Here is a 20,589-nt window from a genome sequence, read left to right as displayed (position 1 = left end):
GCGGAGGACGCCTCCTGCCCGGTGACTGCGTGTGTGTCGCGGTATGCTGGCGTTGCCCTTTCCTCCAACGCACCCACCCTGAGGCCCTTGCATGCAGCGCACGTCCGTCGCCACCCTCATTGCCACCGCTGCCCTGGCGGCCGCCGGCTTCCTGCAGGCCGCCCATGCCGGTCCCCGGCTCGACCGCATCATGGACAGCAAGGTGCTGCGCGTCGGCACGCCCGGCGACTACCGGCCCTTCGCGATCAAGGCCGATGGCGGCTATGCGGGCCACGACATCGACGTGGTCGAGGCCATGGCGAAGGAGCTGGGCGTGAAGATCGAATACGTCTCCACCACCTGGCCCAACCTGATGAAGGACATCCAGGCCGACAGGTTCGACGTGGCCGTGGGCGGCATCACGCGCAATGTCACGCGCATCCGCCAGATCGAAATGCTGCCGGGCTACGCGCCGTTCGGCAAGGTGGCGCTGGTGCGTGCCGCCGACAAGGACAGGTTCCGGACCCTGGCCGATCTCAACCGGCCGGGCGTGCGCGTCATCAAGAACCCGGGCGGCACCAATGAAGCCTTCGTGCTGGAGAGCCTGAAGGCGGCAGAAGTCAGCACGCACGACAAGAATGCCGAGATCCCCGCGCTCATCGCCGAGGGCAAGGGCGACGTGATGATCACCGAGACATACGAGGCCCTGTACTACGCCAAGGCCGATCCGCGCCTGTATGCGGCTTTCGTCGCCGCGCCGCTCACGCCGCAGAACACGCTGGGTTTCATGCTGCCCAAGGACGATGCGGACTATTCGCGCGTGATGGAGTTCGTCTGGGGCCTGATGGATGCCCGCGGCCAGCTGAAGCAGGCAGCCGACAAGTGGCTCAAGTGAGCTTCGACGGCATGCGCCTGTCGGCCGGGGCCTGCCTTCCGAAATAGGCTGCCGGCGTGCGGCCCAGTTCGCGCTTGAAGAGGGCGATGAAGGCGCTCACGCTGTCGTAGCCCAGGTCCAGCGCCACCTGCGTCACGGACTGGCCGTCTGCCAGCCACTCGAGCGATCGCAGCAGCCGCACACGCTGGGTCCAGGCCGTGAAGCTCAGGCTGGTTTCGGCCACGAAGCGCCTGCTGAGGGTGCGGGGCGACAGTGCCGCCCAGCCGGCCCATGCCTGCAGGCTCTGGCGCCGGGCCGGGTCTGCCAGCAGTCCACGCGCGATGCGCAGCAGGCGTGCATCGCTCGGCATGGGCAGGCCGAGCGGTCTGGGCACCATGCTTCGCAGTTCATCAAGGATGACGCCTGCCAGCCGATCCTGCACCGGATCGGGCAGGGCATTTGCGCGCTCGGCGCATCGCAGGGCGGCTTCCCACAGCAGCGGGCTGACGGCCACGGTGCAGGGGGAATCCGGCAGGCTCTGGCATGCGGGGCCCGCCACGTACAGCGACCAGCCGGTGAAGGGGCCATGCATACGCGACGAATGCGGCCGGCCCGGGGGCAGCCAGATCGCATGCCGCGCCGGAATCACCCAATGGCCGGTGTCGGCCCCGACGCTCAGCACGCCGCGCCTGCAGCCGATCAGCTGGCCGCGGCGGTGGCTGTGCGGGGCGGTATCGTGGTTCACCTGCGTGCCGGCGCGGCCGACCACGAGCGGGCCGGTGTCGTCGTCATGCAGGTCAATCCATGCGGCAGTGTCGGACATGGCGTGAGCGCGCTATCGAATGGCGCCGCGAGCTTAGCAGGCCGGCGAAGCGTTCCCTAGCATGGAGACATGACTTCTCAACCCGCCTCCCGTGCACCGGATGGTGCTCCAGCCATCGATCTGGACGCACTCTACAATCCTCCTTCCGACACCATCACCCGCAGCGTGCTGCCGGCGCTGACGCCCTTCCATGTCGAGTACCTGCGCGCCGCCACCTTCTTCTGTCTCGCAACGGCGGGCGGAGGCGGGCTGGATGCCTCGCCGCGGGGAGGGCCGCCCGGCTTCGTGCAGGCGCTGGATGAGCGCACCGTGGCCTTCGCCGACTGGCCGGGCAACAACCGCCTCGCCTCGCTGCGCAACCTGGGCGACGATGCGCGCGTGGCCATGCTGTTCCTGTTTCCGGGGCTGGATATCTTCCTGCGCATCAACGGGCGTGCGCAGCTGTCGCTGGCGCCGGACCTGCTGGCGAAGCTCGCGGAGCATGGCAAGCGCCCGAAGCTGGGGGTTGTCGTGGCCATCGACGAGACGCTGTTCCATTGTGGGAAGGCCATCCAGCGCGCGCAGTTGTGGACGCCGCAGTCCCACCTGGACCGCCGGTCGCTGCCCACGCCCGGTCGCATGAAGGCTGCGGTGCTGGGATGGAGCGAGGCCCAGGCCCTGGATGCGGATGCACATTACGCGCACGCCGTGCGACACGACCTGTATTGATCTTCCGGGGCGTCCGGTCAGCCGGCCGCCCACTGTGCGCAGCGCGCAGCCAGTGCCGCGGCATCGGGCCGTGCGGCCGGTTCCTCGTGCAGGCAGTCCCGGGCCAGGGCCGGGGCATCGCTTCCGGCCAGGGGATTATCGGCATGGGTGCACAGTTCGGCCAGGAGCACGCCGAACGCGCGCACATCCATGCGGCGCAGCGCGTCGCCCAGGGTTCCGGGCGGTGCGAAAGCGGCAGCGCCGAAATCCCCCAGCAGGCAGGTCGCCTGGCCGGCGGGGGCATCCGGGCGCCACAGCAGGTTGTGCGCGTACAGGTCGCCATGCACCAGCCCCTGGCCATGCAGGTGTGCCAGCGCCGAGGCCACATCCGCCGCGATGCGCAATGCCACGCTGGCCGGCAGCCGCAGGCCGGGCGGATAGACATCGCGTGTGCAGCTCTCGAAGCTGGGCGGACCGGCCAGCGTACGGTAGTCCGCGGAGATGCGTTCCATCACCAGGCCCTGTACGCCGTCCGGGTGGTCATCGAGCCTCCCCAGCACCGGGATCAGCCGCGGATGCTCCCCGGCGGCCAGGCTGGCAGCCATCTCGGTCAGTGGCCAGCCATCGCTCGTGACCTCGCCCTTGAACAGCTTGACGGCCACTTCCCGCATGCCGGTGGCACCCTCCAGCCTGCCCGCCATGATGCGGCCGGACGCGCCTTCTCCCAGCAGTTCGCCCAGTTGAAGGCGGCTCCAGCCCACAGGTCCGGCGGCCTGGCTGCAGCGCGCGAGTTCTTCGGCGGCTTCGTTGAACGCATTGCCACCGATGGCCAGCCAGGCGAGCAGGGGCAGGCTGGCCAGCCAGTCCGGCAGGGTTTCAATGCGGTTGGCGGCGATGCGCAGCAGTTCCAGTGACCTGCATTGCCCGAGCGTATCGGGCAGGGTGCGCAGCAGGTTGCCGGCCAGCATCAGCTTCTGCAGCCGGGGCCGTTCTCCCAGGGCACCGGGCAATTCCGTGATGGCGTTGTCCGTCAGGATCAGCCAGCGCAGCCGTTCAGGCAGCGCCCGGGCCGGCACGTGGGCGATGTGGTTGGCCTTGAAGCCCACCATCTCCAGCTGCGGGCAGTCGCCCAGCGCGGCGGGCAGTTCGGTGAACCGGTTGGACGAAGCGAAGAACACCTTCAGCCGGTGCAGCCGATGCAGGTCATCGGGCAGCGCCGAGAGGCGGTTGCCCGAGAGATCCAGCACCTCCAGCGTATCGGCCAGGTCGAAGACCTCGCGCGGAAAGTGTTCCAGGCCGGCAGCGATGCGCAGTACGCGCGCACCCGCGAGGTCGCCAGCGCGCAGGCGCTGCAGGTCATCGGTCATGGTGTCCGGGAAGCCGGGCCGCAGGGCGCCGGGTCAGTCAATCGATATCGACGCAGTGCATGCCGAAAGCGCCGGAGCGGCGGTCGGCGAAGTATTTCTCGAGCGTGACCTTGACCGTGCGGAAAGCGATCTCGTCCCACGGGATCTCGTCTTCCGCGAAGAGCCGGGCCTCGATGGTCTCGTACCCGGGGGCGAACTGGTCGCTGTCCAGGCGGGCGAGGTAGAACAGGTGCACCTGCCCCACGCGTGGCACGTTGAGCACGGAAAAGAGCGGTCCCATGGTGATCTGCGCGCCGGCCTCCTCGTCGGTTTCGCGGGCCGCACCCTCGGCGGTGGTCTCGTTCAGCTCCATGAAACCCGCCGGCAGGGTCCACTTGCCCCAGCGGGGCTCGATGTTGCGCTTGCACAGCAGCACCTTGTCTCCCAGCGCGGGCACCGTTCCGACCACGTTGAGCGGATTTTCGTAGTGGATGGTGTGGCAAGCCGGGCAGACGGCGCGCAGCTTGGTGTCGCCGTCGTCGGGCACGCGGTACTCCACGGCAACCCCGCATTCACGGCAGTGCTTGATCGGCCTGCGGGTGGTCATGTTCAGGCGATTTCCACGCGCAGGGTGCCCAGCCTGTCCACGCCGCCTTCCAGCACGTCGCCGCGCACCACCGCGCCCACGCCCTCGGGCGTGCCCGTGAAGATGAGGTCGCCGGGCTGCAGTTCCCAGGCGGCGGACAGGTGCTCGATGGTTTCGGCGATGTTCCAGATCAGCTGCGCGACCGTGCTGCGCTGCCGGTCGGCGCCGTTCACTTGCAGCCAGATGGGGGCCTTGGACACGTCGCCCGCCTGCGCGGCCGGCGTGATCGGACCGATGGGCGCGCTGTGCTCGAAACCCTTGCCGATGCACCAGGGGCGTCCCTGCTTCTTCATGTCGTTCTGCAGGTCCCGGCGGGTCATGTCGAGGCCGACGGCATAGCCGAAGATGTGCTGCAGGGCATCGGCCGCGCGGATGTCGCGTCCGCCCCGGCCGATGGCCACCACCAGTTCGATCTCATGGTGCAGGTTGGCCGTGAGCGTGGGGTAGGGCATGCGGCCCGTCTCGCCCGCCGCCACCGGGACGATGGCGTCCGCCGGCTTGAGGAAGAAGAACGGCGGCTCCCGGCCGGTGAAGCCCATTTCCTTGGCGTGCTCCTCGTAGTTGCGGCCGACGCAGTAGATGCGGTGCACCGGAAAGCGGTCAGTGGTGCCCGCCACGGGCACGCTGGGAATGGGCGCAGGAGGAATCACGTAGTTCATGGTGGATGTCAGGCCTTGTCTCGGTGGGGGGCGATGGCCTGTGCGCGCCGTGCTGGCGTCGGCAGGCCCCGGCCAGAGTGTGCCATGCACGGACGTTATGCTTGGCGGACCATGAAGCTGTTCAACTATTTCCGCTCTTCCGCGTCCTACCGGGTGCGCATCGCCCTGGCGCTGAAGGGGCTGCCCTACGAGTACGTGCCGGTGCACCTCGTGCGCGCGGAACACCGCGCACCCGGCTACGCGGACCGTGTCGGGGACGCGCTGGTGCCGGCGCTGGAACTGGGTGACGAGAGCACGCTCGTGCAGTCGATGGCGATCATCGAATACCTGGACGAAACGCATCCGCAGCCGCCGCTGCTGCCCGGCGACGCGCTCGGCCGGGCCCACGTGCGGGCACTGGCCCAGATGGTGGCCTGCGAGATCCACCCGGTCAACAACCTGCGGGTGCTCAAGTACCTCACCCAGACGCTGGGCCATGATGACGCGGAGAAGACCGCCTGGTACCGCCACTGGGCGCGCGGCGGCCTGGAGTCGTTCGAGCGGCAGCTCGGCCTGCTGGCCCGCGCCCGCGAGGCGGCGGGCCTGCCGCCATCGCGGCTGTGCTGGGGCGATGTCCCGACGCTCGCCGACTGCTGCCTGGTGCCGCAGATCTTCAATGCGCAGCGCTTCGAGGTCGATCTGGCCGGGCTGCCGCGCACCATGGCGGCCTGGGAGGCCGCATCCGCGCTGCCGGCTTTCCAGGCGGCCCATCCTTCCGCCTGCCCCGATGCCGGGAGCTAGCACCTTGCCGCCCGCGGCTGATTGCCTGCCGGACGGCTGGCTGCTGCCCGACTGGCCCGTGCCCGGCCACGTGCATGCGGTGTGCACGGCACGGCCGGGCGGCGTGAGTCGGGACGCATGGTCTGCGTTGAACCTGGGCGACCACGTCGGCGACGATCCGGATGCCGTCCTGGCCAACCGGGCGCACCTGCGCGCCCGCCTGGCGGACCTTGGGGGAGGGGCCGCGGTGGCACCCACCTTCCTGCGGCAGGTGCACGGGACGGCCGTGGCGGACCTGGACCGCGGCGTGCCGGACGGCACGGAGGCCGACGCCTGCATCGCCCGCCTGCCGGGCCGGGCCTGCACCATCATGGTCGCGGACTGCCTGCCCGTGCTGCTGACGGACCGCAAGGGTTCCGCCGTGGCGGCGGTGCATGCCGGCTGGCGCGGCCTGGCCGGTGGCGTGCTGGAACAGGCGCTCGCGCACCTGGATGCGGTTGGCGGCGTGCTGGCATGGCTGGGCCCGTGCATCGGGCCGTCCGCCTTCGAGGTGGGCGAAGAGGTCCGGGAAGCGTTCTGCGCACGGGATGCCGGGGCGACCACGCATTTTTCCCCGCAGGGCGGGAGCAAGTACCTGGCCGACCTGCCCGGACTGGCACGGCGGCGGCTCGGCGCGCTGGGCGTGGCGGGCGTGTGGGGCAACGACGGGGGGGACGGCTGGTGCACCGTGCGCCAGGCCTCACGGTTCTTTTCGCACCGCGCCTCCATGCAGCGGTTCGGCAGCACCGGCGGGCGGTTCGCCGCCTGCATCTGGCTCGGGCCGCGTGGCGGCTGAGGCCGCGTCCGCCGGAGGTGCTTCCCGACCCGCGGGGCGCGCGGCCCTTTCCCGCTCGTGCTGCTCCCTCTGCCGCAGGGCGCGCTTGCGGGCCGGTGTGCCGAGGATGTAGGCGACGATCGAGATGGGTACCAGCCCGTAGAGCACGAAGGTCACCGCCGCGCCCAGCAGGCTGCCCTGCGGACTGGCGGCCTCGGCGGCGGCCATCATCACGGTGACGTACAACCAGCCGATGATTACCAGATACATGGAGCCGTCTTCCCGAAAACTGAGCTATATCGTGAAAAAGCGAAAGTGGCATTGCTTCCGGACGTACCGCTCGGCAACAATGCCATGGCCATGGCGCGATTCCCTTCGGAAGCGCTGCCGGGATGGCATGATGGCTGGGTGTGAGGAGACACGTTCATGGATTTTGACGCAGGCTGGGCCGGCAATGCCCGGCAGATCCAGCAGAAACTGAGCGAAAGCTGGATGCAGGCGCTGGAAGCCTTCCGGCAGGCTGGCGGCCCTGCCGCTGCCGGCGCCGCTTCCGCGCAGGCCGGTCCGGCCATTGCCTTCTCCCCGGACAAGCTGGCCGGGCTGCAGCAGCAGTACCTGAAGGAAGCGTCCGAGCTCTGGAGCCAGGCGCTGCAGCCGGCCGCCATGAAAGACCGCCGCTTCAGCGCCCCCGCGTGGGCCGAGAGCCCCACGGCGGCCTTCGCCGCCGCGTCCTACCTGCTCAACGCCCGCACCCTGATGGGGCTGGCCGATGCGGTGGACACCGATCCCAAGACGCGCGCGCGCATCCGCTTCGGCGTGGAGCAGTGGATGGCGGCCATGGCACCCAGCAATTTCCTCGTCTTCAACCCCGAGGCGCAGAAGAAGGCCATCGATTCCCAGGGTGAGAGCCTGGCCAAGGGCATCGCCAACCTGCTGCACGACATGCGGCAGGGCCATGTGTCCATGACCGACGAAAGCGTCTTCGAGGTGGGCCGTAACGTGGCCACCTCCGAGGGTGCCGTGGTGTACGAGAACGCGCTTTTCCAGCTCATCGAGTACAAGCCGCTCACGCCCAAGGTGCACCAGCGCCCGCTGCTGGTCGTGCCGCCCTGCATCAACAAGTTCTACATCCTCGACCTGCAGCCCGAGAATTCGCTCATCCGGCATGCGGTGTCCGAAGGGCACCGCACTTTCGTGGTGAGCTGGCGCAATCCGGACCAGTCCCTGGCGAACGCCACCTGGGACGACTACATCGAGGACGCGGTACTCTGCGCCATCGACACCGTCCGCGAAATCTCCGGCAGCGACCAGATCAACGCGCTCGGCTTCTGCGTGGGCGGCACCATGCTGGCTACCGGCCTGGCCGTGCTGGCAGCCCGGGGCGAGGAGCCCGTGGCCAGCGCCACCTTCCTCACCACGTTCATCGATTTCGCCGAAACCGGCATCCTCGACGTCTTCATCGACGAGAGCTTCGTGCATTTCCGCGAACTGCAGATGGGGCAGGGCGGCCTGATGAAGGGGCAGGACCTCGCTTCCACGTTCAGCTTCCTGCGGCCCAACGACCTTGTCTGGACGTACGTGGTGGGCAACTACCTGAAGGGCGAGACGCCGCCTCCCTTCGACCTGCTCTACTGGAACAGCGACTCGACCAACCTGCCCGGGCCGTTCTACGCCTGGTACCTGCGCAATCTCTACCTCGAGAACAACCTCTGCAAGCCCGGCCGCCTGACCGTGTGCGGCGAGTCGATCGACCTGAACCTCGTGGACCTGCCCGTGTACATCTATGGCTCGCGCGAGGACCACATCGTCCCCGTCGATGCCGCGTATGCCTCCACCCAGGTCCTGCCCGGCGAGAAGCGCTTCGTGATGGGAGCCTCCGGCCACATCGCGGGCGTCATCAATCCCCCCGCCAAGAAAAAGCGCAGCCACTGGGTCCGCGAGGACGGCGCTCTGCCTGCCACGCTGCCCGAATGGCTGGACGGCGCGACGGAACAGCCCGGCAGCTGGTGGACCGACTGGGCCGCCTGGCTGCGCGGCCATGCCGGCCCGCTCGTGCCCGCGCCCAAGCGCTATGGCAAGGGCGCGCGGTTCTCGGCCATCGAGCCGGCACCGGGACGCTATGTACGCGAGCGGGCCTGAGGCGCCGCTCCACCCCTTTTCCCATCATTACCTTTGAGGATCGACATGGAAGACATCGTCATCGTTTCGGCTGTCCGCACGGCCGTGGGCAAGTTCGGCGGCGCGCTCGCCAAGACCCCGGCCACCGAACTGGGAGCCATCGTGATCAAGGAAGCGCTGGCCCGTGCCAACGTGCCGCTGGACCAGGTAGGTGAAGTGATCATGGGGCAGGTGCTCACGGCGGGCGTGGGCCAGAATCCCGCGCGCCAGGCCACGATGAAGGCCGGCGTGGCCAAGGAAACGCCGGCGCTGACCATCAACGCCGTCTGCGGCTCCGGCCTGAAGGCCGTGATGCTCGCGGCCCAGGCAGTCGCCACGGGCGACAGCGAGATCGTGGTCGCGGGCGGCCAGGAGAACATGAGCCTGGCGCCCCACGTGCTCAACGGCTCGCGCGAGGGCCAGCGCATGGGCGACTGGAAGATGACCGACTCGATGATCGTGGACGGCCTGTGGGACGTGTACAACCAGTACCACATGGGCATCACCGCCGAGAACGTCGCCCGGCAGGAGGGCGTGTCCCGCGAGCAGCAGGATGCGCTCGCCCTGGGCAGCCAGCAGAAAGCCGCCGCGGCGCAGGATGCAGGCCGCTTCAAGGACGAGATCGTCGGCGTGAGCCTGCCCCAGAAGAAGGGCGACCCCATCGTCTTCGAAGCCGACGAATACCTCAACCGCAAGACCAATGCCGAGGCGCTGGCAGGGCTGCGCCCGGCCTTCGACAAGGCCGGTACCGTGACGGCCGGCAATGCGTCCGGCCTCAATGACGGCGCGGCCGCCGTGGTGGTGATGAGCGCGAAGAAGGCCGCGGCCCTGGGGCTCAAGCCGCTGGCGCGCATCGCTGCCTACGCCACGAGCGGCCTCGACCCCGCCACCATGGGCCTGGGCCCCGTGCCCGCGACGCGCAAGGTGCTGCAGCGCGCCGGTTGGACCGCGGCCGACGTGGACCTGTTCGAGCTGAACGAAGCCTTCGCCGCCCAGGCCTGCGCCGTCAACCAGCAGTTGGGCATCGATCCCGCCAAGGTGAACGTGAACGGCGGGGCGATCGCCATCGGCCACCCGATCGGCGCCTCGGGCTGCCGCGTGCTCGTCACCCTGCTGCACGAACTGCAGCGCCGCGGCGCCCGCAAGGGTGTGGCCGCGTTGTGCATCGGCGGGGGCATGGGCGTCTCGCTCGCGGTGGAGCGGGTCTGAGTTTCCCGGACGGCCCGCCTTGCTGCAGCCGCACGTGGTGCGGCTTTTTTGCAGGCTGTGGCGGCGGGGCGCCATCCGGCGGCCACGTCTGTCCAGGAAGCTCGCGCACCAAGCCGCGGCTGGGTGTTTTCCTCAACCGTGGGGCGCGGAATCTTGGGTAGAGTGGTTGCGTGAATCGTTGACTAGGAGATAAATCACATGAATCAGAAAGTAGCGTATGTCACTGGGGGCATGGGTGGCATCGGAACGGCCATCTGCCAGCGGCTGCACAAGGATGGCTTCAAGGTCATCGCGGGCTGCGGCCCGACGCGGGACCACGCCAAGTGGCTGGCCGAGCAGAAGGCTCTGGGTTACACGTTCCACGCGTCCGTCGGCAACGTCGGCGACTGGGATTCCACCGTGGCGGCCTTCACCAAGGCCAAGGCCGAGCACGGCAGCATCGACGTGCTGGTGAACAACGCCGGCATCACGCGTGACCGCATGTTCGTGAAGATGTCCCGCGAGGACTGGGATGCGGTGATCGAGACCAATCTCAACAGCATGTTCAACGTGACCAAGCAGGTCGTGGGCGACATGGTGGAGAAGGGCTGGGGCCGCATCATCAACATCAGCAGCGTGAACGGCGAGAAGGGCCAGGCCGGCCAGACGAACTATTCTGCCGCGAAGGCTGGCATGCACGGTTTCTCGATGGCTCTGGCGCAGGAGCTCGCCACCAAGGGCGTGACGGTGAACACCGTCAGCCCGGGGTACATCGGTACCGACATGGTCAAGGCCATCCGGCCTGACGTGCTGGAGAAGATCGTCGCCACCGTGCCGGTCAAGCGCCTGGGCGAACCCAGCGAGATCGCCTCGATCATCGCTTGGCTGGCGTCGGAAGAAGGGGGCTACGCCACCGGGGCCGATTTCTCGGTCAACGGCGGCCTGCACATGGGCTGACGCCCTGGACTCCCCGGACGAAAAAGAACCCCGCCTCGGCGGGGTTCTTCATTGGGGGATGGGGTAGGAAGGGAATGGTACGAAGGTCAGGGTCCGCGCCCGCCGGGCTCGGCAGAACCCGTTGGGGATTCCGCCTGTGTCCGACTGCTGTCTGGTGCCTGCCTTTTCAGAAACGGCCGGGAGCGCGCTTGCGGTCGCGTTCGTCTTCAGGCCATGCGGACAGGATTGCAGAGGTGTTCATCGTTAGCTCCTTGGATGCATCCACAACGCGGCGTCTTCCTGGAGCGTTGACAGTAGAACGAAAAAAAATGCAACCAGCCGAAGGCTTTTCTTCTGCTCCTATAAAAGGAGCAATAAAGTTATAGGCTGTAACGTTGCCTGCAGGAAATTACAGGACGTCGTTACAGCATTTTACTTGTCCGCCCCTTGTTCCAGGGCCTCGATGGATTCGGAAAGTTCCAACCAACGTTCCTCCAGTTGCCCGGTTTCGTCCCCGCAGGCCTTGAGGCGGCGGCCGCAGTCGGCGATCTCGGCGGGGGGCAGGGGCTGGCTCAGGCGCTGCTCCAGGTCGGATTTCTCCGAGGCCAGGGCTGCCAGGCGCTGGTTGATCTGGTCGAGTTCGCGCCGCAAGGGGCGGGTCTTCTCCGCCAGCTGCTGCCGGGCCTGGGCCCCGAGCTTGCGTTGCTCCCGGGCATCCTTCTGTGCCACGGCGGGGGGGGCCGCAGGTGCGGGTACTGGCTGGGCCATCGGCTGAGGGTCGAGAGACCGGGCGGCAGCGTCTTCCCGGGGCGCCGGGGCCGAAGCCAATGCACGGGCCTCGTCGCGCAACCGCTTGGACTCGTCGAGCAGGTAGCGCTGGTAGTCGTCCAGGTCGCCGTCGAAGGGGCCCACGGCACCGCGTCCCACCAGCCAGAATTCGTCGCAGACGGCGCGCAGGAGCGCCCGGTCGTGGCTGACCAGCATCACCGTGCCCTCGAACTCGTTGAGCGCCATCGACAGCGCTTCGCGCGTGGCGAGGTCCAGGTGGTTGGTCGGCTCGTCGAGCAGCAGCAGGTTGGGGCGCTGCCAGACGATCATGGCCAGCACGAGCCGGGCCTTCTCGCCGCCGCTCATCGTGCCCACGGACTGCTTGACCATGTCGCCCGAGAAATTGAAGGTGCCGAGGTAGTTGCGCAGGTCCTGCTCGCGACTGGGCTCGCGCGACTGGGCGCCCAGTTCCTTCGCGAGGCGGATCATGTGTTCCAGCGGGTTGTCTGCGGGCCGCAGCACGTCGAGCTCCTGCTGCGCGAAGTAGCCGATGGACAGGCCCTTGCCTTCGGTCACGCTGCCGGCCAGCGGCCGCATGGTGCGCGCGATGGTCTTGACCAGCGTGGACTTGCCCTGGCCGTTCGCGCCGAGGATGCCGATGCGCTGGCCCGCCAGGACCGATCGGTTCACGTGGCGCAGGATGGTCTTGGGGGCGCCGCCGTCCTCGTCCAGGTAGCCGAAGGAGGCATCGGTGATCGCCAGCATCGGGTTGGGCAGGTTGGCAGGCTCCTTGAAGCTGAAGGTGAACTCCGCGCCCATGAGCACGGGCGCGATCTTCTCCATCCGCTCCAGGGCCTTGACCCGGCTCTGGGCCTGCTTGGCCTTGCTGGCCTTGGCCTTGAAGCGGTCGATGAACTTCTGCAGGTGGGCGATCTTGTCCTGCTGCTTGGCATAGCTGGCCGCCTGCAGTTCCATCTGCTGGGCGCGCAGTTCCTCGAAGCGGCTGTAGTTGCCGCCGTAGCGCGTCAGCCGCGCGTTGTCGATGTGCAGCGTGACCGTGGTGATGGCGTCCAGGAATTCCCGGTCGTGGCTGATGACGATCAGGGTGCCGGCATAGCGCTGCAGCCAGGCTTCCAGCCAGACGAGGGCATCGAGGTCCAGGTGGTTGGTGGGCTCGTCCAGCAGCAGCAGGTCGCTCGGGCACATGAGGGCCCGCGCGAGCTGCAGGCGCATGCGCCAGCCGCCGGAGAAGCTGTTCACCGGCCTGCCGAGTTCCTCCACCTTGAAGCCCAGGCCGAGGATGAGCGCCTGCGCGCGCGGCACGGCGTCGTGATCGCCGGCATCGCCGAGGTCCGCGTAGGCCTGGGCGATCGCCATGCCGTCGCCGGATTCTTCCGCGGCCTGCAGTTCGCCGCGCAGCGCGCTGAGGCGCGTGTCGCCGTTGAGCACGAAATCGGTGGCGGATTCCTCCGTCTCGGGCATGTGCTGCGCCACCTGGGCCATGCGCCAGGTCGGTGGCATCGAGAAGTCGCCGCCGTCCTCGTGGAGCGAGCCGTTGAGCAACGCGAAAAGGGTGGATTTGCCGGCGCCGTTACGTCCCACCAGGCCGACTTTCTCGCCGGGGTTGAGGGTGACGCTGGCGCTGTCCAGCAACACCTTGGCGCCGCGGCGCAAGGTGACATTGTTCAGAAGGATCATGATCGAATCACAGCGGGCCGCCCGTGGGGCCCGCGACAAAGCAACCGCGCATGGTAGCGGATGCGGTGGAATGCACGCCCGCGCGGACTGCGGCCTGCAGTCCGGGGGCGCTGGATGTGGGTCAGCCGGCGGAGGGCTGCGGGGCCAGCACGAGCGCCTCGCGCGTGAGCAGCAGGACCTGGTCCTCGCCCGCGCTGGTTTCGAGCCAGAAGGCCGGCAGGTGCGGGAAAGCGGCCTCGAAATGCGCGCGCTCGTTGCCGATCTCGAGGATGAGCACGCCGTCCTCGCGCAGTGCAGCCGGTGCATCCGCCAGCAGCCTGCGGACGAAATCCATGCCGTCGGCGCCGCCCGCCAGCGCCAGTTCCGGTTCGGCGCGGTACTCCTGCGGAAGCGCCGCCATGCTGGCCGCGTTCACGTAGGGCGGGTTGCAGAGGATGAGGTCCCACGGGCCGGGAACAGCCGAAAGGCCGTCCGAGAGGGCCAGCGCCACGCGGCCTTCGAGGCCGTGGCGCTCGACGTTGATGCGGGCCACATCCAGGGCATCCGGGGACAGGTCCGCGCCGGTCACGCGCACGTCGGGGTAGGCCATGGCCGCCAGCACGGCGAGGCTGCCGTTGCCGGTGCAGAGGTCGAGCACGTCGCGCGTGTGCTCTCCAAGGAAGCCGTCGATGCTGCCGTCCGCGAGCAGTTCGGCGATGAAGCTGCGCGGGACGATGGCGCGCTCATCGACGTAGAACGGCACACCCTGAAGCCAGGCCTCCCGCGTCAGGTAGGCCGCCGGCTTGCGGGTGGCGATGCGCTGCTCGATCAGCTCCGCGACCTGCGCCTGCCGGTCGGGCGCGACGCTGCCGGCATCTTCCAGCAGCGTGTCCAGCGGCAGGCCCAGGCGCCAGAGCACCAGCCAGGCGGCCTCGTCGTGCGCATTGGCGGTGCCGTGCCCGAAGGCCACGCCGGCGGCGTCCAGGCGCGCGGCCGCGCTCGCGACCAGTTCCGGCACGGTATCGCCGCGCACGGGGCCCCCGGGCGGGGCGGGGTGGGGCGTCATGTTCATGCTGCGGCGGCCTGTGCGTTCAGCCGCTCCAGCGTGCGGCGGTAGATGTTCTTGAGCGGCTCCACGTCGGCGACCACGACATGCTCGTCGATCTTGTGGATGGTGGCGTTGGGTGGGCCCAGTTCGATGACCTGCGGGCAGACGCGGGCGATGAAGCGCCCGTCGCTGGTGCCGCCCGTGGTGGACAGCTCGGTGGCGATCCCGGTTTCATCCGTGATCGCCTGCTGCACTGCGGCCACCAGTTCGCCGGGCGTCGTGAGGAAGGGCTGGCCTCCGAGCGTCCAGGTGAGGTCGTATTCGAGTCCGTGCCGGTCCAGCAGGTTGTGCACGCGGGTCTTCAGCCCTTCTGCCGTGGATTCGGTGCAGAAGCGGAAGTTGAAGTCCACCACCACGGTGCCGGGGATGACATTGGTCGCGCCGGTGCCGCCGTGGATGTTGCTGATCTGCCAGCTGGTGGGGGGGAAGTAGTCGTTGCCGCGGTCCCATTCCGTGGCGGCCAGCTCCGCAAGGGCCGGCAGCGCCTGGTGGATGGGGTTGCGGGCGAGCTGGGGATAGGCGATGTGGCCCTGGATGCCGCGCACGGTGAGCTTGCCCGACAAGGTGCCGCGGCGGCCGTTCTTGATCATGTCGCCGGTCTTGCGCACGGAGGTGGGCTCGCCCACGATGCACCAGTCCAGCGTCTCGCCGCGGGCGGCCAGTTGTTCCACCACCACCTTGGTGCCGTCCACCGAGGGGCCTTCCTCGTCGCTGGTCAGCAGGAAGGCCAGCGCGATGGATGGTTCGGGCGTGGCGGCCAGGAACTCCTCCACCGCCACGACGAAGGCGGCGATGGAGGTTTTCATGTCGCTGGCGCCCCGGCCGTAGAGCCGTCCTTCCCGGTGGGAGGGCGTGAACGGCGGGCTGCTCCACTGCTCCAGCGGGCCGGTGGGCACCACGTCGGTATGGCCCGCGAACACCAGGGTCCGTGCGGGGGCGGCACCGTCCGCCGCGGCGCGGCGTGCCCAGAGGTTGCTGACGCGGAAGCTGTCCGGCCCGCTGTCCATCCGCTCGCAGGTGAAACCCAGCGGGGCCAGCCGCTCGGCCAGCAGTTCGAGGCAGCCGGCATCTTCGGGCGTGATGGACGGACGGGAGATGAGCTGTTCGGCCAGGATCAGGGTACGGGACATCGTGGACGCGAAGCGCAATGGAACGCGCTCCGGGGGAAAGTTGGAGAAAACGTGCCGGCCGAGGCCCGCTCCACGGGCCCGGGACGGCGCACGGGATCACTGGGGCTTGACGTCCAGGACGATCTCGGTGAACGAGGGCTGGTCTTCGTCGTCCTGCGCGCCTGCGTCCTTGCGGTCGCGCGCGGCCTTGGCGGCGATCGAGAAATCGTTCTGCAGGCGCCACATCAGGTTGGTGGGCGAATCTGCGTAGGCCAGGCCTTCCTTGCGGTCGATGCGGCCTTCGATGACCAGGCGCGCCAGATCGTGCTCGAAGGTCTGCGAGCCCTCGGCCATGGATTTTTCCATGGCCTCGCGCACGCCGGAGAAATTGCCCTGCTCGATCATCTCGCCCACGAGCTTGGTGTTGAGCAGCACTTCCACCGCGGGCAGGCGCTCCCCGGCAGGCGAGCGCACCAGGCGCTGCGAGACGATGGCCTTCAGGGCCGAGGCCAGGTCGCCCAGCATGGTGGGGCGCACCTCGACCGGGTAGAAGCTGAGGATCCGGTTCAGCGCGTGGTAGCTGTTGTTGCCGTGCAGGGTGGCGAGGCACAGGTGGCCCGACTGCGCGTACGCGATGGCCGCGGACATTGTCTCGCGGTCACGGATCTCGCCGATCAGGATCACGTCGGGCGCCTGGCGCAGCGCGTTCTTCAGCGCCGTCTGCAGGGACTGGGTGTCGGAGCCGATCTCGCGCTGGTTGATGATCGACTTCTTGTTCTTGAACTGGTATTCGACCGGGTCTTCCACCGTGAGGATGTGGCCCGTGAGCTGTGCGTTACGGCTGTCGATCATCGAGGCGAGCGTGGTGCTCTTGCCCGAGCCCGTCGCCCCCACGACCAGCAGCAGGCCACGCTTCTCGAGGATCAACTCGCCGAGGATGGGCGGCAGGTTGAGGCTGGACAGCTCCGGGATGTGCTGCGCGATGAACCGCACGACCACCGCATAGCTGCCGCGCTGGCGCATGGCGCTCACGCGGAAGCGCCCCACGCCGGTGAGCGGCACGCCCATGTTGAGCTCGCCCGTTTCCTCCAGTTCCTCGATGCGGTCCGGCGGCACGATCTCGGCCAGCAGGTTCTTCGGTGCATCGAAGGGCAGCAGCTGGCTGTTGACGGGCACGCACTCGCCGTTGATCTTGATGAGGACCGGGGCATTGGCCGAGAGATAGACGTCCGAGGCCCGCTTTTCGGCCATCAGCCGGAGAATCCGCTCCATCGTGCTCATGGGGTGTCCCTTGCGAAGGTGGTGGAAGGGGCGGGTGGCCGCGGCCCGGCGGGTGCCGGGGGGCGCGGCGCCTGCCGTCAGTCGCGCAGCAGGTCGTTCAGGCTGGTGGTGGAGCGGGTCTTGGCATCCACCTTCTTGACGATGATGGCCGCGTACATGCTGTACTTGCCGTCGCCCTTGGGCAGGCTGCCGCTCACCACCACCGAGCCCGCCGGCACGCGGCCATAGCTCACGGTGTCGGTGGTGCGGTCGTAGATGGGAGTGCTCTGGCCGATGTACACGCCCATGGAGATGACGGAGTTCTCTTCGACGATCACGCCCTCGACGATCTCCGAGCGCGCGCCGATGAAGCAGTTGTCCTCGATGATGGTCGGGTTGGCCTGCAGGGGCTCCAGCACGCCGCCGAGGCCCACGCCGCCGGACAGGTGCACGTGCTTGCCCACCTGCGCGCAGGAGCCGACGGTGGCCCAGGTATCGACCATGGTGCCCTCGTCCACGTAGGCGCCGATGTTCACGTAGCTGGGCATGAGGATCGCGCCCCTGGCGATGAAGCTGCCGCGGCGCGCCACGGCCGGCGGCACCACGCGCACGCCGATGGCAGCCATCTCTTCGGCCGAGCGGCCTGCGAACTTGGTCGGCACCTTGTCGTAGAAGCCGAGGCTGCCGGCCTCGATCAGCTCGTTGTCCTTCAGGCGGAACGACAGCAGCACGGCCTTCTTGATCCACTGGTGCACGGTCCACTGGCCGACGCCCTCGCGGGTGGCCACGCGCAGCTTGCCGGCATCGAGTTCGGCGATCACGTGCTCGACGGCATCCTGCACTTCGCGCGGGGCGGCGGAGGGCGAGAGGCTGGCGCGGTTCTCCCAGGCGGTGTCGATGATGTTCTGCAGTTGTTGGGTCATGGTCCGTTCGGGAATCAGGGATGGGATTGGATGAATTGCACGATGCGGCGCGCGGCTTCGAGGCATTCCTCGACCTCGGCCACGAGCGCCATGCGCACGCGCCCGGCACCGGGATTGCGGTCGCCGGATTCGCGTGCGAGGTAGCTGCCCGGCAGCACGGTCACATTGTATTGAGCGAGCAGGGCGCGGGCGAATGCCGCGTCGTCCATCCCCAGGCGCTCGGGCACGCGGGCCCACAGGTAGAAGCCGGCGTCGGGCAGGGCGACGTCCATCACCTGCGCCAGCAGCGGCGTGACCTGCTCGAACTTGCGGCGGTACAGCTCGCGGTTCTCCTCGACGTGCGCCTCGTCGCTCCAGGCGGCGATGCTCGCGCCCTGTACGGCCGGCCCCATGGCGCTGCCGTGGTAGGTGCGGTAGAGCAGGAAAGCCTTCATGAGCGTGGCGTCACCCGCAACGAAGCCGCTGCGCAGGCCCGGCACGTTGCTGCGCTTGGAAAGGCTGGTGAAGGCCACGAGGTTGCGGAAATCCGTCCGTCCGAGCCGGGCGGCAGCCTCGAGCCCGCCGAGCGGGGGCTCGCCCTGGAAGTAGATCTCGCTGTAGCACTCGTCCGAGGCGATCACGAAGCCGTGGCGGTCGCTGAGCGCGAAGAGCTTTTCCCACTCGGCCAGCGGCATGACGGCACCCGTGGGGTTGCCCGGCGAGCAGACGAAGAGCAGTTGCGTGCGTTGCCATACGTCCTCGGGCACGCTGTCCCAGTCCACCGCGAAATTGCGCGCCGGATCGCTGGGGGCGTAGTACGGCTGCGCGCCCGACAGCAGCGCGGCGCCTTCGTAGATCTGGTAGAAGGGATTGGGGCAGACCACGGTGGCGCCTTCGCGCGTGGGGTCGATCACCGTCTGGGCGAACGCGAACAGGGCCTCGCGGGAGCCGTTCACGGGCAGGACCTGGGTCGCGGCGTCCACCGCGATGCCGTAGCGCCGGTGCAGCCATTGTGCGCAGGCTTCTCGCAGGCGGGGATCGCCTGCGGTGGCGGGGTAGCTGGCCAGGCCGCCCAGGTGGTCCGTCAGGGCCTGCTGGATGAAGGCTGGCGTGGGATGGCGGGGTTCGCCCATGCCGAGGCTGATCGCCGGAAGGCCGGCGGGGGGCTGCACCCCCGCGAAGAGCTGCCGCAGCCGCTCGAACGGGTAGGGCTGCAAATGGGTGAGCAGGGGATTCATGGGGCGCCATTATCGGTGCTGCGCGGAAGGCCGGCCGGGCCGGCTCGGCGTATTCCCTCCTTGTCAATCCGCCGTAAGTGCTCGCCAATACCATCCGGGGAGCACGAGCGATCCATAACCAGAAAGAGGAGACAAAGAGCATGGCTGCCTTCCTGCCGTTGCGCCCGGGCGTCCGGCTTCTGCGCGGACTGAGGATTCCCGCCAAGCTGGCGCTGTGCACGGGCTCGGCGCTGGCGGCGCTGGCCTTCACCGTGTGGGCCGGCGCTGCCGGGGGCGCGGCCGCCGGTGCCGGGGTGGCCTGTGCGTGCGGCCTGGTCCTGGTCTATCTCGGCCTGGCGCTGGCGGCGGGGCTCTCGGAAGACCTGGGCCGCGTGGCCGAGGCCATGGAGGCAGCCGCGCGCGGCGACCTGTCCCGCTCGGTGCCGGCCGGCGGGCGGGACGAGCCGGCGGTGCTGGCGCAGTCGCTGGCGCGCATGGTGGTGACGCTCTCCTCCATGGTGGCCGACATCCGGAGCAATGCAGCCCTGGTCGCGCATGCCGGCCACAGCCTGGCCGTGGACAACCGGGCCCTGGCCGAGCGCACGGAGCAGCAGGCCGCAAGCCTGGAGCAGACCGCCGCCAGCGTGGAGCAGCTGGTGGCCGCCGTGCAGCAGAACGCGCAGACGGCGCAGGCGGCGGACCGGCGGGCATCGGAGTTGCGCGCGGCGGCCGACGAAGGCACGCAGGCCATGGGCCGCGCGGTCGATTCGGTGCAGGCGATCCAGCAGGGCGCGCGGCGCATGGCGGAGATCACCGGCGTGATCGACTCCATCGCATTCCAGACCAATATCCTCGCGCTCAATGCCGCGGTGGAAGCCGCGCGGGCGGGCGAGCAGGGCCGGGGCTTCGCAGTGGTGGCGGCGGAGGTGCGCACGCTGGCGCAACGCTCGGGGCAGGCGGCGCGCGAGATCCGCGACCTGATCGGCGATTCGGTGCGGCAGGTGGAAGCGAGCGCCGCGCTCATGCGCGCCGCGGGCGATGGCATAGGCGGCATGGCCGAGGGCATCCGCGGCGTGGCCGCCCATGTGAGCGGGATTTCAGGCTCGGGCGCCCAGCAGAGTGCCGGCCTGGCGGAGATCAGTGCGGCCGTGCAGCAGATCGACGGAGTCACCCAGCACAACGCGCGCATGGTGGGACATGCCGTGCAGCAGGCCGAGGCGCTCGGCAGCCGCGCCGCCACGCTGGCGAAAGCGGTGCAGGCATTCCGGCTGCAGCAGGGCACGGCCGACGAGGCGCAGGCCCTGGTGGCGCGTGCCGCCGCGCAGCGCGCGGCCGCCGGGTCCCGGGAGGCCTTCCTGCGGCAACTGACCGATCCGGCCCAACCCTTCCATGACCGGGACATGTACGTCTTCGTGCTGGACCGGGCCGGCACCTACCTGGCTTTCAGCGGCAATCCCGCGAAGGTGGGCACCCGGGTGCAGGACATCCCCGGCATCGATGGCGCGCGGCTCGTGGAGGACATCGTGGCGCAGGCCGAGCGGGCCCCTGGCTGGGTGGAGTACGACATCACCAACCCGGCCACGGGCAAGGTGCAGACCAAGATGTCCTACGTGCAGGCGCTGGAGGGCGTGTACCTGGGGTGCGGCGTGTACAAGTCGCTCGCGGCCCGGGGATGAACCA

The 20,589-nt window shown here is 68.9% G+C and carries 19 protein-coding genes; 8 read left to right on the top strand and 11 right to left on the bottom strand.

The genetic code is table 11. From position 1 onward, the window contains the following. Window positions 1-91 precede the first annotated feature (91 nt). Window positions 92-874, top strand: a complete 783-nt coding sequence (locus tag ACAV_RS13590; protein ID WP_013595150.1) for a transporter substrate-binding domain-containing protein — start codon at window positions 92-94, stop codon at window positions 872-874. Here ACAV_RS13590 and ACAV_RS13585 read toward each other — a convergent pair. Beyond that, a complete protein-coding gene (locus ACAV_RS13585; RefSeq protein ID WP_013595149.1) occupies window positions 867-1,676 on the bottom strand; it encodes an AraC family transcriptional regulator in 810 nt (269 codons plus the stop codon). The two genes, ACAV_RS13590 and ACAV_RS13585, sit on opposite strands and share 8 nt — an antisense overlap. A gap of 69 nt (window positions 1,677-1,745) precedes the next feature. Between ACAV_RS13585 and ACAV_RS13580 the strand changes: the two genes are divergently transcribed. Continuing rightward, window positions 1,746-2,384: an MSMEG_1061 family FMN-dependent PPOX-type flavoprotein gene (locus tag ACAV_RS13580; RefSeq protein WP_013595148.1), complete on the top strand. Its 639-nt coding sequence runs from the start codon at window positions 1,746-1,748 to the stop codon at window positions 2,382-2,384. Between the two features lie 17 nt (window positions 2,385-2,401). Here the strand turns inward: ACAV_RS13580 and ACAV_RS13575 are convergent, their stop codons facing one another. From ACAV_RS13575 to ACAV_RS13565, 3 genes are read right to left on the bottom strand one after another with little or no spacing between them, the layout of a single operon-like run. Further along, window positions 2,402-3,730 carry a leucine-rich repeat-containing protein kinase family protein gene (locus ACAV_RS13575; protein WP_013595147.1) on the bottom strand — a complete coding sequence of 443 codons (1,329 nt, stop codon included), beginning with the start codon at window positions 3,728-3,730 and terminating at the stop codon, window positions 2,402-2,404. Window positions 3,731-3,767: 37 nt separating this feature from the next. Further along, window positions 3,768-4,316 (bottom strand): NUDIX hydrolase, encoded by a 549-nt coding sequence (locus tag ACAV_RS13570; RefSeq protein ID WP_013595146.1) that lies wholly within the window; start codon window positions 4,314-4,316, stop codon window positions 3,768-3,770. A gap of 2 nt (window positions 4,317-4,318) precedes the next feature. Continuing rightward, window positions 4,319-5,014, bottom strand: coding sequence for a fumarylacetoacetate hydrolase family protein (locus ACAV_RS13565; protein ID WP_013595145.1), 696 nt, complete (start codon window positions 5,012-5,014; stop codon window positions 4,319-4,321). Between the two features lie 111 nt (window positions 5,015-5,125). Here ACAV_RS13565 and maiA point away from each other — a divergent pair, with 111 nt between their 5' ends. Beyond that, a complete protein-coding gene (gene maiA / locus ACAV_RS13560; protein WP_013595144.1) occupies window positions 5,126-5,794 on the top strand; it encodes a maleylacetoacetate isomerase in 669 nt (222 codons plus the stop codon). 4 nt (window positions 5,795-5,798) lie between these two features. Then, window positions 5,799-6,608, top strand: a complete 810-nt coding sequence (gene pgeF / locus ACAV_RS13555) for a peptidoglycan editing factor PgeF (RefSeq protein ID WP_013595143.1) — start codon at window positions 5,799-5,801, stop codon at window positions 6,606-6,608. On the opposite strand, the gene ACAV_RS13550 is transcribed toward pgeF, so the two are convergent. Beyond that, window positions 6,513-6,857 (bottom strand): hypothetical protein, encoded by a 345-nt coding sequence (locus tag ACAV_RS13550; RefSeq protein ID WP_013595142.1) that lies wholly within the window; start codon window positions 6,855-6,857, stop codon window positions 6,513-6,515. The two genes, pgeF and ACAV_RS13550, sit on opposite strands and share 96 nt — an antisense overlap. Before the next feature lie 156 nt (window positions 6,858-7,013). Here ACAV_RS13550 and ACAV_RS13545 point away from each other — a divergent pair, with 156 nt between their 5' ends. From ACAV_RS13545 to phbB, 3 genes are all read left to right on the top strand, one after another. Then, a complete protein-coding gene (locus ACAV_RS13545) occupies window positions 7,014-8,726 on the top strand; it encodes a PHA/PHB synthase family protein (protein ID WP_013595141.1) in 1,713 nt (570 codons plus the stop codon). Between the two features lie 45 nt (window positions 8,727-8,771). After that, entirely contained in the window at window positions 8,772-9,953 is a 1,182-nt protein-coding gene (locus ACAV_RS13540) for an acetyl-CoA C-acetyltransferase (RefSeq protein WP_013595140.1), read from the top strand. Window positions 9,954-10,151: 198 nt separating this feature from the next. Then, window positions 10,152-10,889, top strand: coding sequence for an acetoacetyl-CoA reductase (phbB, locus tag ACAV_RS13535; RefSeq protein WP_013595139.1), 738 nt, complete (start codon window positions 10,152-10,154; stop codon window positions 10,887-10,889). 411 nt (window positions 10,890-11,300) lie between these two features. On the opposite strand, the gene ACAV_RS13530 is transcribed toward phbB, so the two are convergent. The 6 genes from ACAV_RS13530 to dapC form a co-directional block, all read right to left on the bottom strand. Continuing rightward, window positions 11,301-13,334, bottom strand: a complete 2,034-nt coding sequence (locus tag ACAV_RS13530; protein ID WP_013595138.1) for an ABC-F family ATP-binding cassette domain-containing protein — start codon at window positions 13,332-13,334, stop codon at window positions 11,301-11,303. A gap of 121 nt (window positions 13,335-13,455) precedes the next feature. Beyond that, the gene (gene prmB, locus ACAV_RS13525; RefSeq protein ID WP_013595137.1) at window positions 13,456-14,385 is read right to left on the bottom strand and encodes a 50S ribosomal protein L3 N(5)-glutamine methyltransferase; all 930 of its coding nucleotides are present in this window, start codon (window positions 14,383-14,385) and stop codon (window positions 13,456-13,458) included. Beyond that, on the bottom strand, window positions 14,382-15,551 hold the full coding sequence (dapE, locus tag ACAV_RS13520; protein ID WP_041829215.1) for a succinyl-diaminopimelate desuccinylase: 1,170 nt from the start codon (window positions 15,549-15,551) through the stop codon (window positions 14,382-14,384). The genes prmB and dapE overlap by 4 nt, the downstream gene beginning before the upstream one ends. 96 nt (window positions 15,552-15,647) lie before the next feature. Further along, window positions 15,648-16,811, bottom strand: coding sequence for a PilT/PilU family type 4a pilus ATPase (locus ACAV_RS13515; RefSeq protein WP_013595135.1), 1,164 nt, complete (start codon window positions 16,809-16,811; stop codon window positions 15,648-15,650). Between the two features lie 77 nt (window positions 16,812-16,888). After that, window positions 16,889-17,713: a 2,3,4,5-tetrahydropyridine-2,6-dicarboxylate N-succinyltransferase gene (dapD, locus tag ACAV_RS13510; RefSeq protein ID WP_013595134.1), complete on the bottom strand. Its 825-nt coding sequence runs from the start codon at window positions 17,711-17,713 to the stop codon at window positions 16,889-16,891. 14 nt (window positions 17,714-17,727) lie between these two features. Beyond that, the gene (dapC, locus tag ACAV_RS13505; protein WP_013595133.1) at window positions 17,728-18,930 is read right to left on the bottom strand and encodes a succinyldiaminopimelate transaminase; all 1,203 of its coding nucleotides are present in this window, start codon (window positions 18,928-18,930) and stop codon (window positions 17,728-17,730) included. Between the two features lie 140 nt (window positions 18,931-19,070). Here dapC and ACAV_RS13500 point away from each other — a divergent pair, with 140 nt between their 5' ends. After that, the gene (locus tag ACAV_RS13500) at window positions 19,071-20,585 is read left to right on the top strand and encodes a methyl-accepting chemotaxis protein (protein ID WP_013595132.1); all 1,515 of its coding nucleotides are present in this window, start codon (window positions 19,071-19,073) and stop codon (window positions 20,583-20,585) included. The last annotated feature ends 4 nt before the right edge of the window (window positions 20,586-20,589 follow it).

The organism is Paracidovorax avenae ATCC 19860 (assembly GCF_000176855.2).
GTDB lineage: Bacteria > Pseudomonadota > Gammaproteobacteria > Burkholderiales > Burkholderiaceae_C > Paracidovorax > Paracidovorax avenae.
This window is presented reverse-complemented; position numbering and strand designations above follow the sequence as displayed.

Coding starts and splice junctions, on each gene's coding strand:
- ACAV_RS13545 (WP_013595141.1), top strand. CDS start 7,014: ATGGATTTTGACGCAGGCTGGGCCGGCAATGCCCGGCAGATCCAGCAG.
- ACAV_RS13565 (WP_013595145.1), bottom strand. CDS start 5,014: ATGAACTACGTGATTCCTCCTGCGCCCATTCCCAGCGTGCCCGTGGCG.
- ACAV_RS13585 (WP_013595149.1), bottom strand. CDS start 1,676: ATGTCCGACACTGCCGCATGGATTGACCTGCATGACGACGACACCGGC.
- ACAV_RS13570 (WP_013595146.1), bottom strand. CDS start 4,316: ATGACCACCCGCAGGCCGATCAAGCACTGCCGTGAATGCGGGGTTGCC.
- dapE (WP_041829215.1), bottom strand. CDS start 15,551: ATGTCCCGTACCCTGATCCTGGCCGAACAGCTCATCTCCCGTCCGTCC.
- ACAV_RS13530 (WP_013595138.1), bottom strand. CDS start 13,334: ATGATCCTTCTGAACAATGTCACCTTGCGCCGCGGCGCCAAGGTGTTG.
- ACAV_RS13580 (WP_013595148.1), top strand. CDS start 1,746: ATGACTTCTCAACCCGCCTCCCGTGCACCGGATGGTGCTCCAGCCATC.
- ACAV_RS13515 (WP_013595135.1), bottom strand. CDS start 16,811: ATGAGCACGATGGAGCGGATTCTCCGGCTGATGGCCGAAAAGCGGGCC.
- ACAV_RS13500 (WP_013595132.1), top strand. CDS start 19,071: ATGGCTGCCTTCCTGCCGTTGCGCCCGGGCGTCCGGCTTCTGCGCGGA.
- ACAV_RS13590 (WP_013595150.1), top strand. CDS start 92: ATGCAGCGCACGTCCGTCGCCACCCTCATTGCCACCGCTGCCCTGGCG.
- maiA (WP_013595144.1), top strand. CDS start 5,126: ATGAAGCTGTTCAACTATTTCCGCTCTTCCGCGTCCTACCGGGTGCGC.
- prmB (WP_013595137.1), bottom strand. CDS start 14,385: ATGAACATGACGCCCCACCCCGCCCCGCCCGGGGGCCCCGTGCGCGGC.
- dapD (WP_013595134.1), bottom strand. CDS start 17,713: ATGACCCAACAACTGCAGAACATCATCGACACCGCCTGGGAGAACCGC.
- ACAV_RS13550 (WP_013595142.1), bottom strand. CDS start 6,857: ATGTATCTGGTAATCATCGGCTGGTTGTACGTCACCGTGATGATGGCC.
- ACAV_RS13540 (WP_013595140.1), top strand. CDS start 8,772: ATGGAAGACATCGTCATCGTTTCGGCTGTCCGCACGGCCGTGGGCAAG.
- ACAV_RS13575 (WP_013595147.1), bottom strand. CDS start 3,730: ATGACCGATGACCTGCAGCGCCTGCGCGCTGGCGACCTCGCGGGTGCG.
- phbB (WP_013595139.1), top strand. CDS start 10,152: ATGAATCAGAAAGTAGCGTATGTCACTGGGGGCATGGGTGGCATCGGA.
- dapC (WP_013595133.1), bottom strand. CDS start 18,930: ATGAATCCCCTGCTCACCCATTTGCAGCCCTACCCGTTCGAGCGGCTG.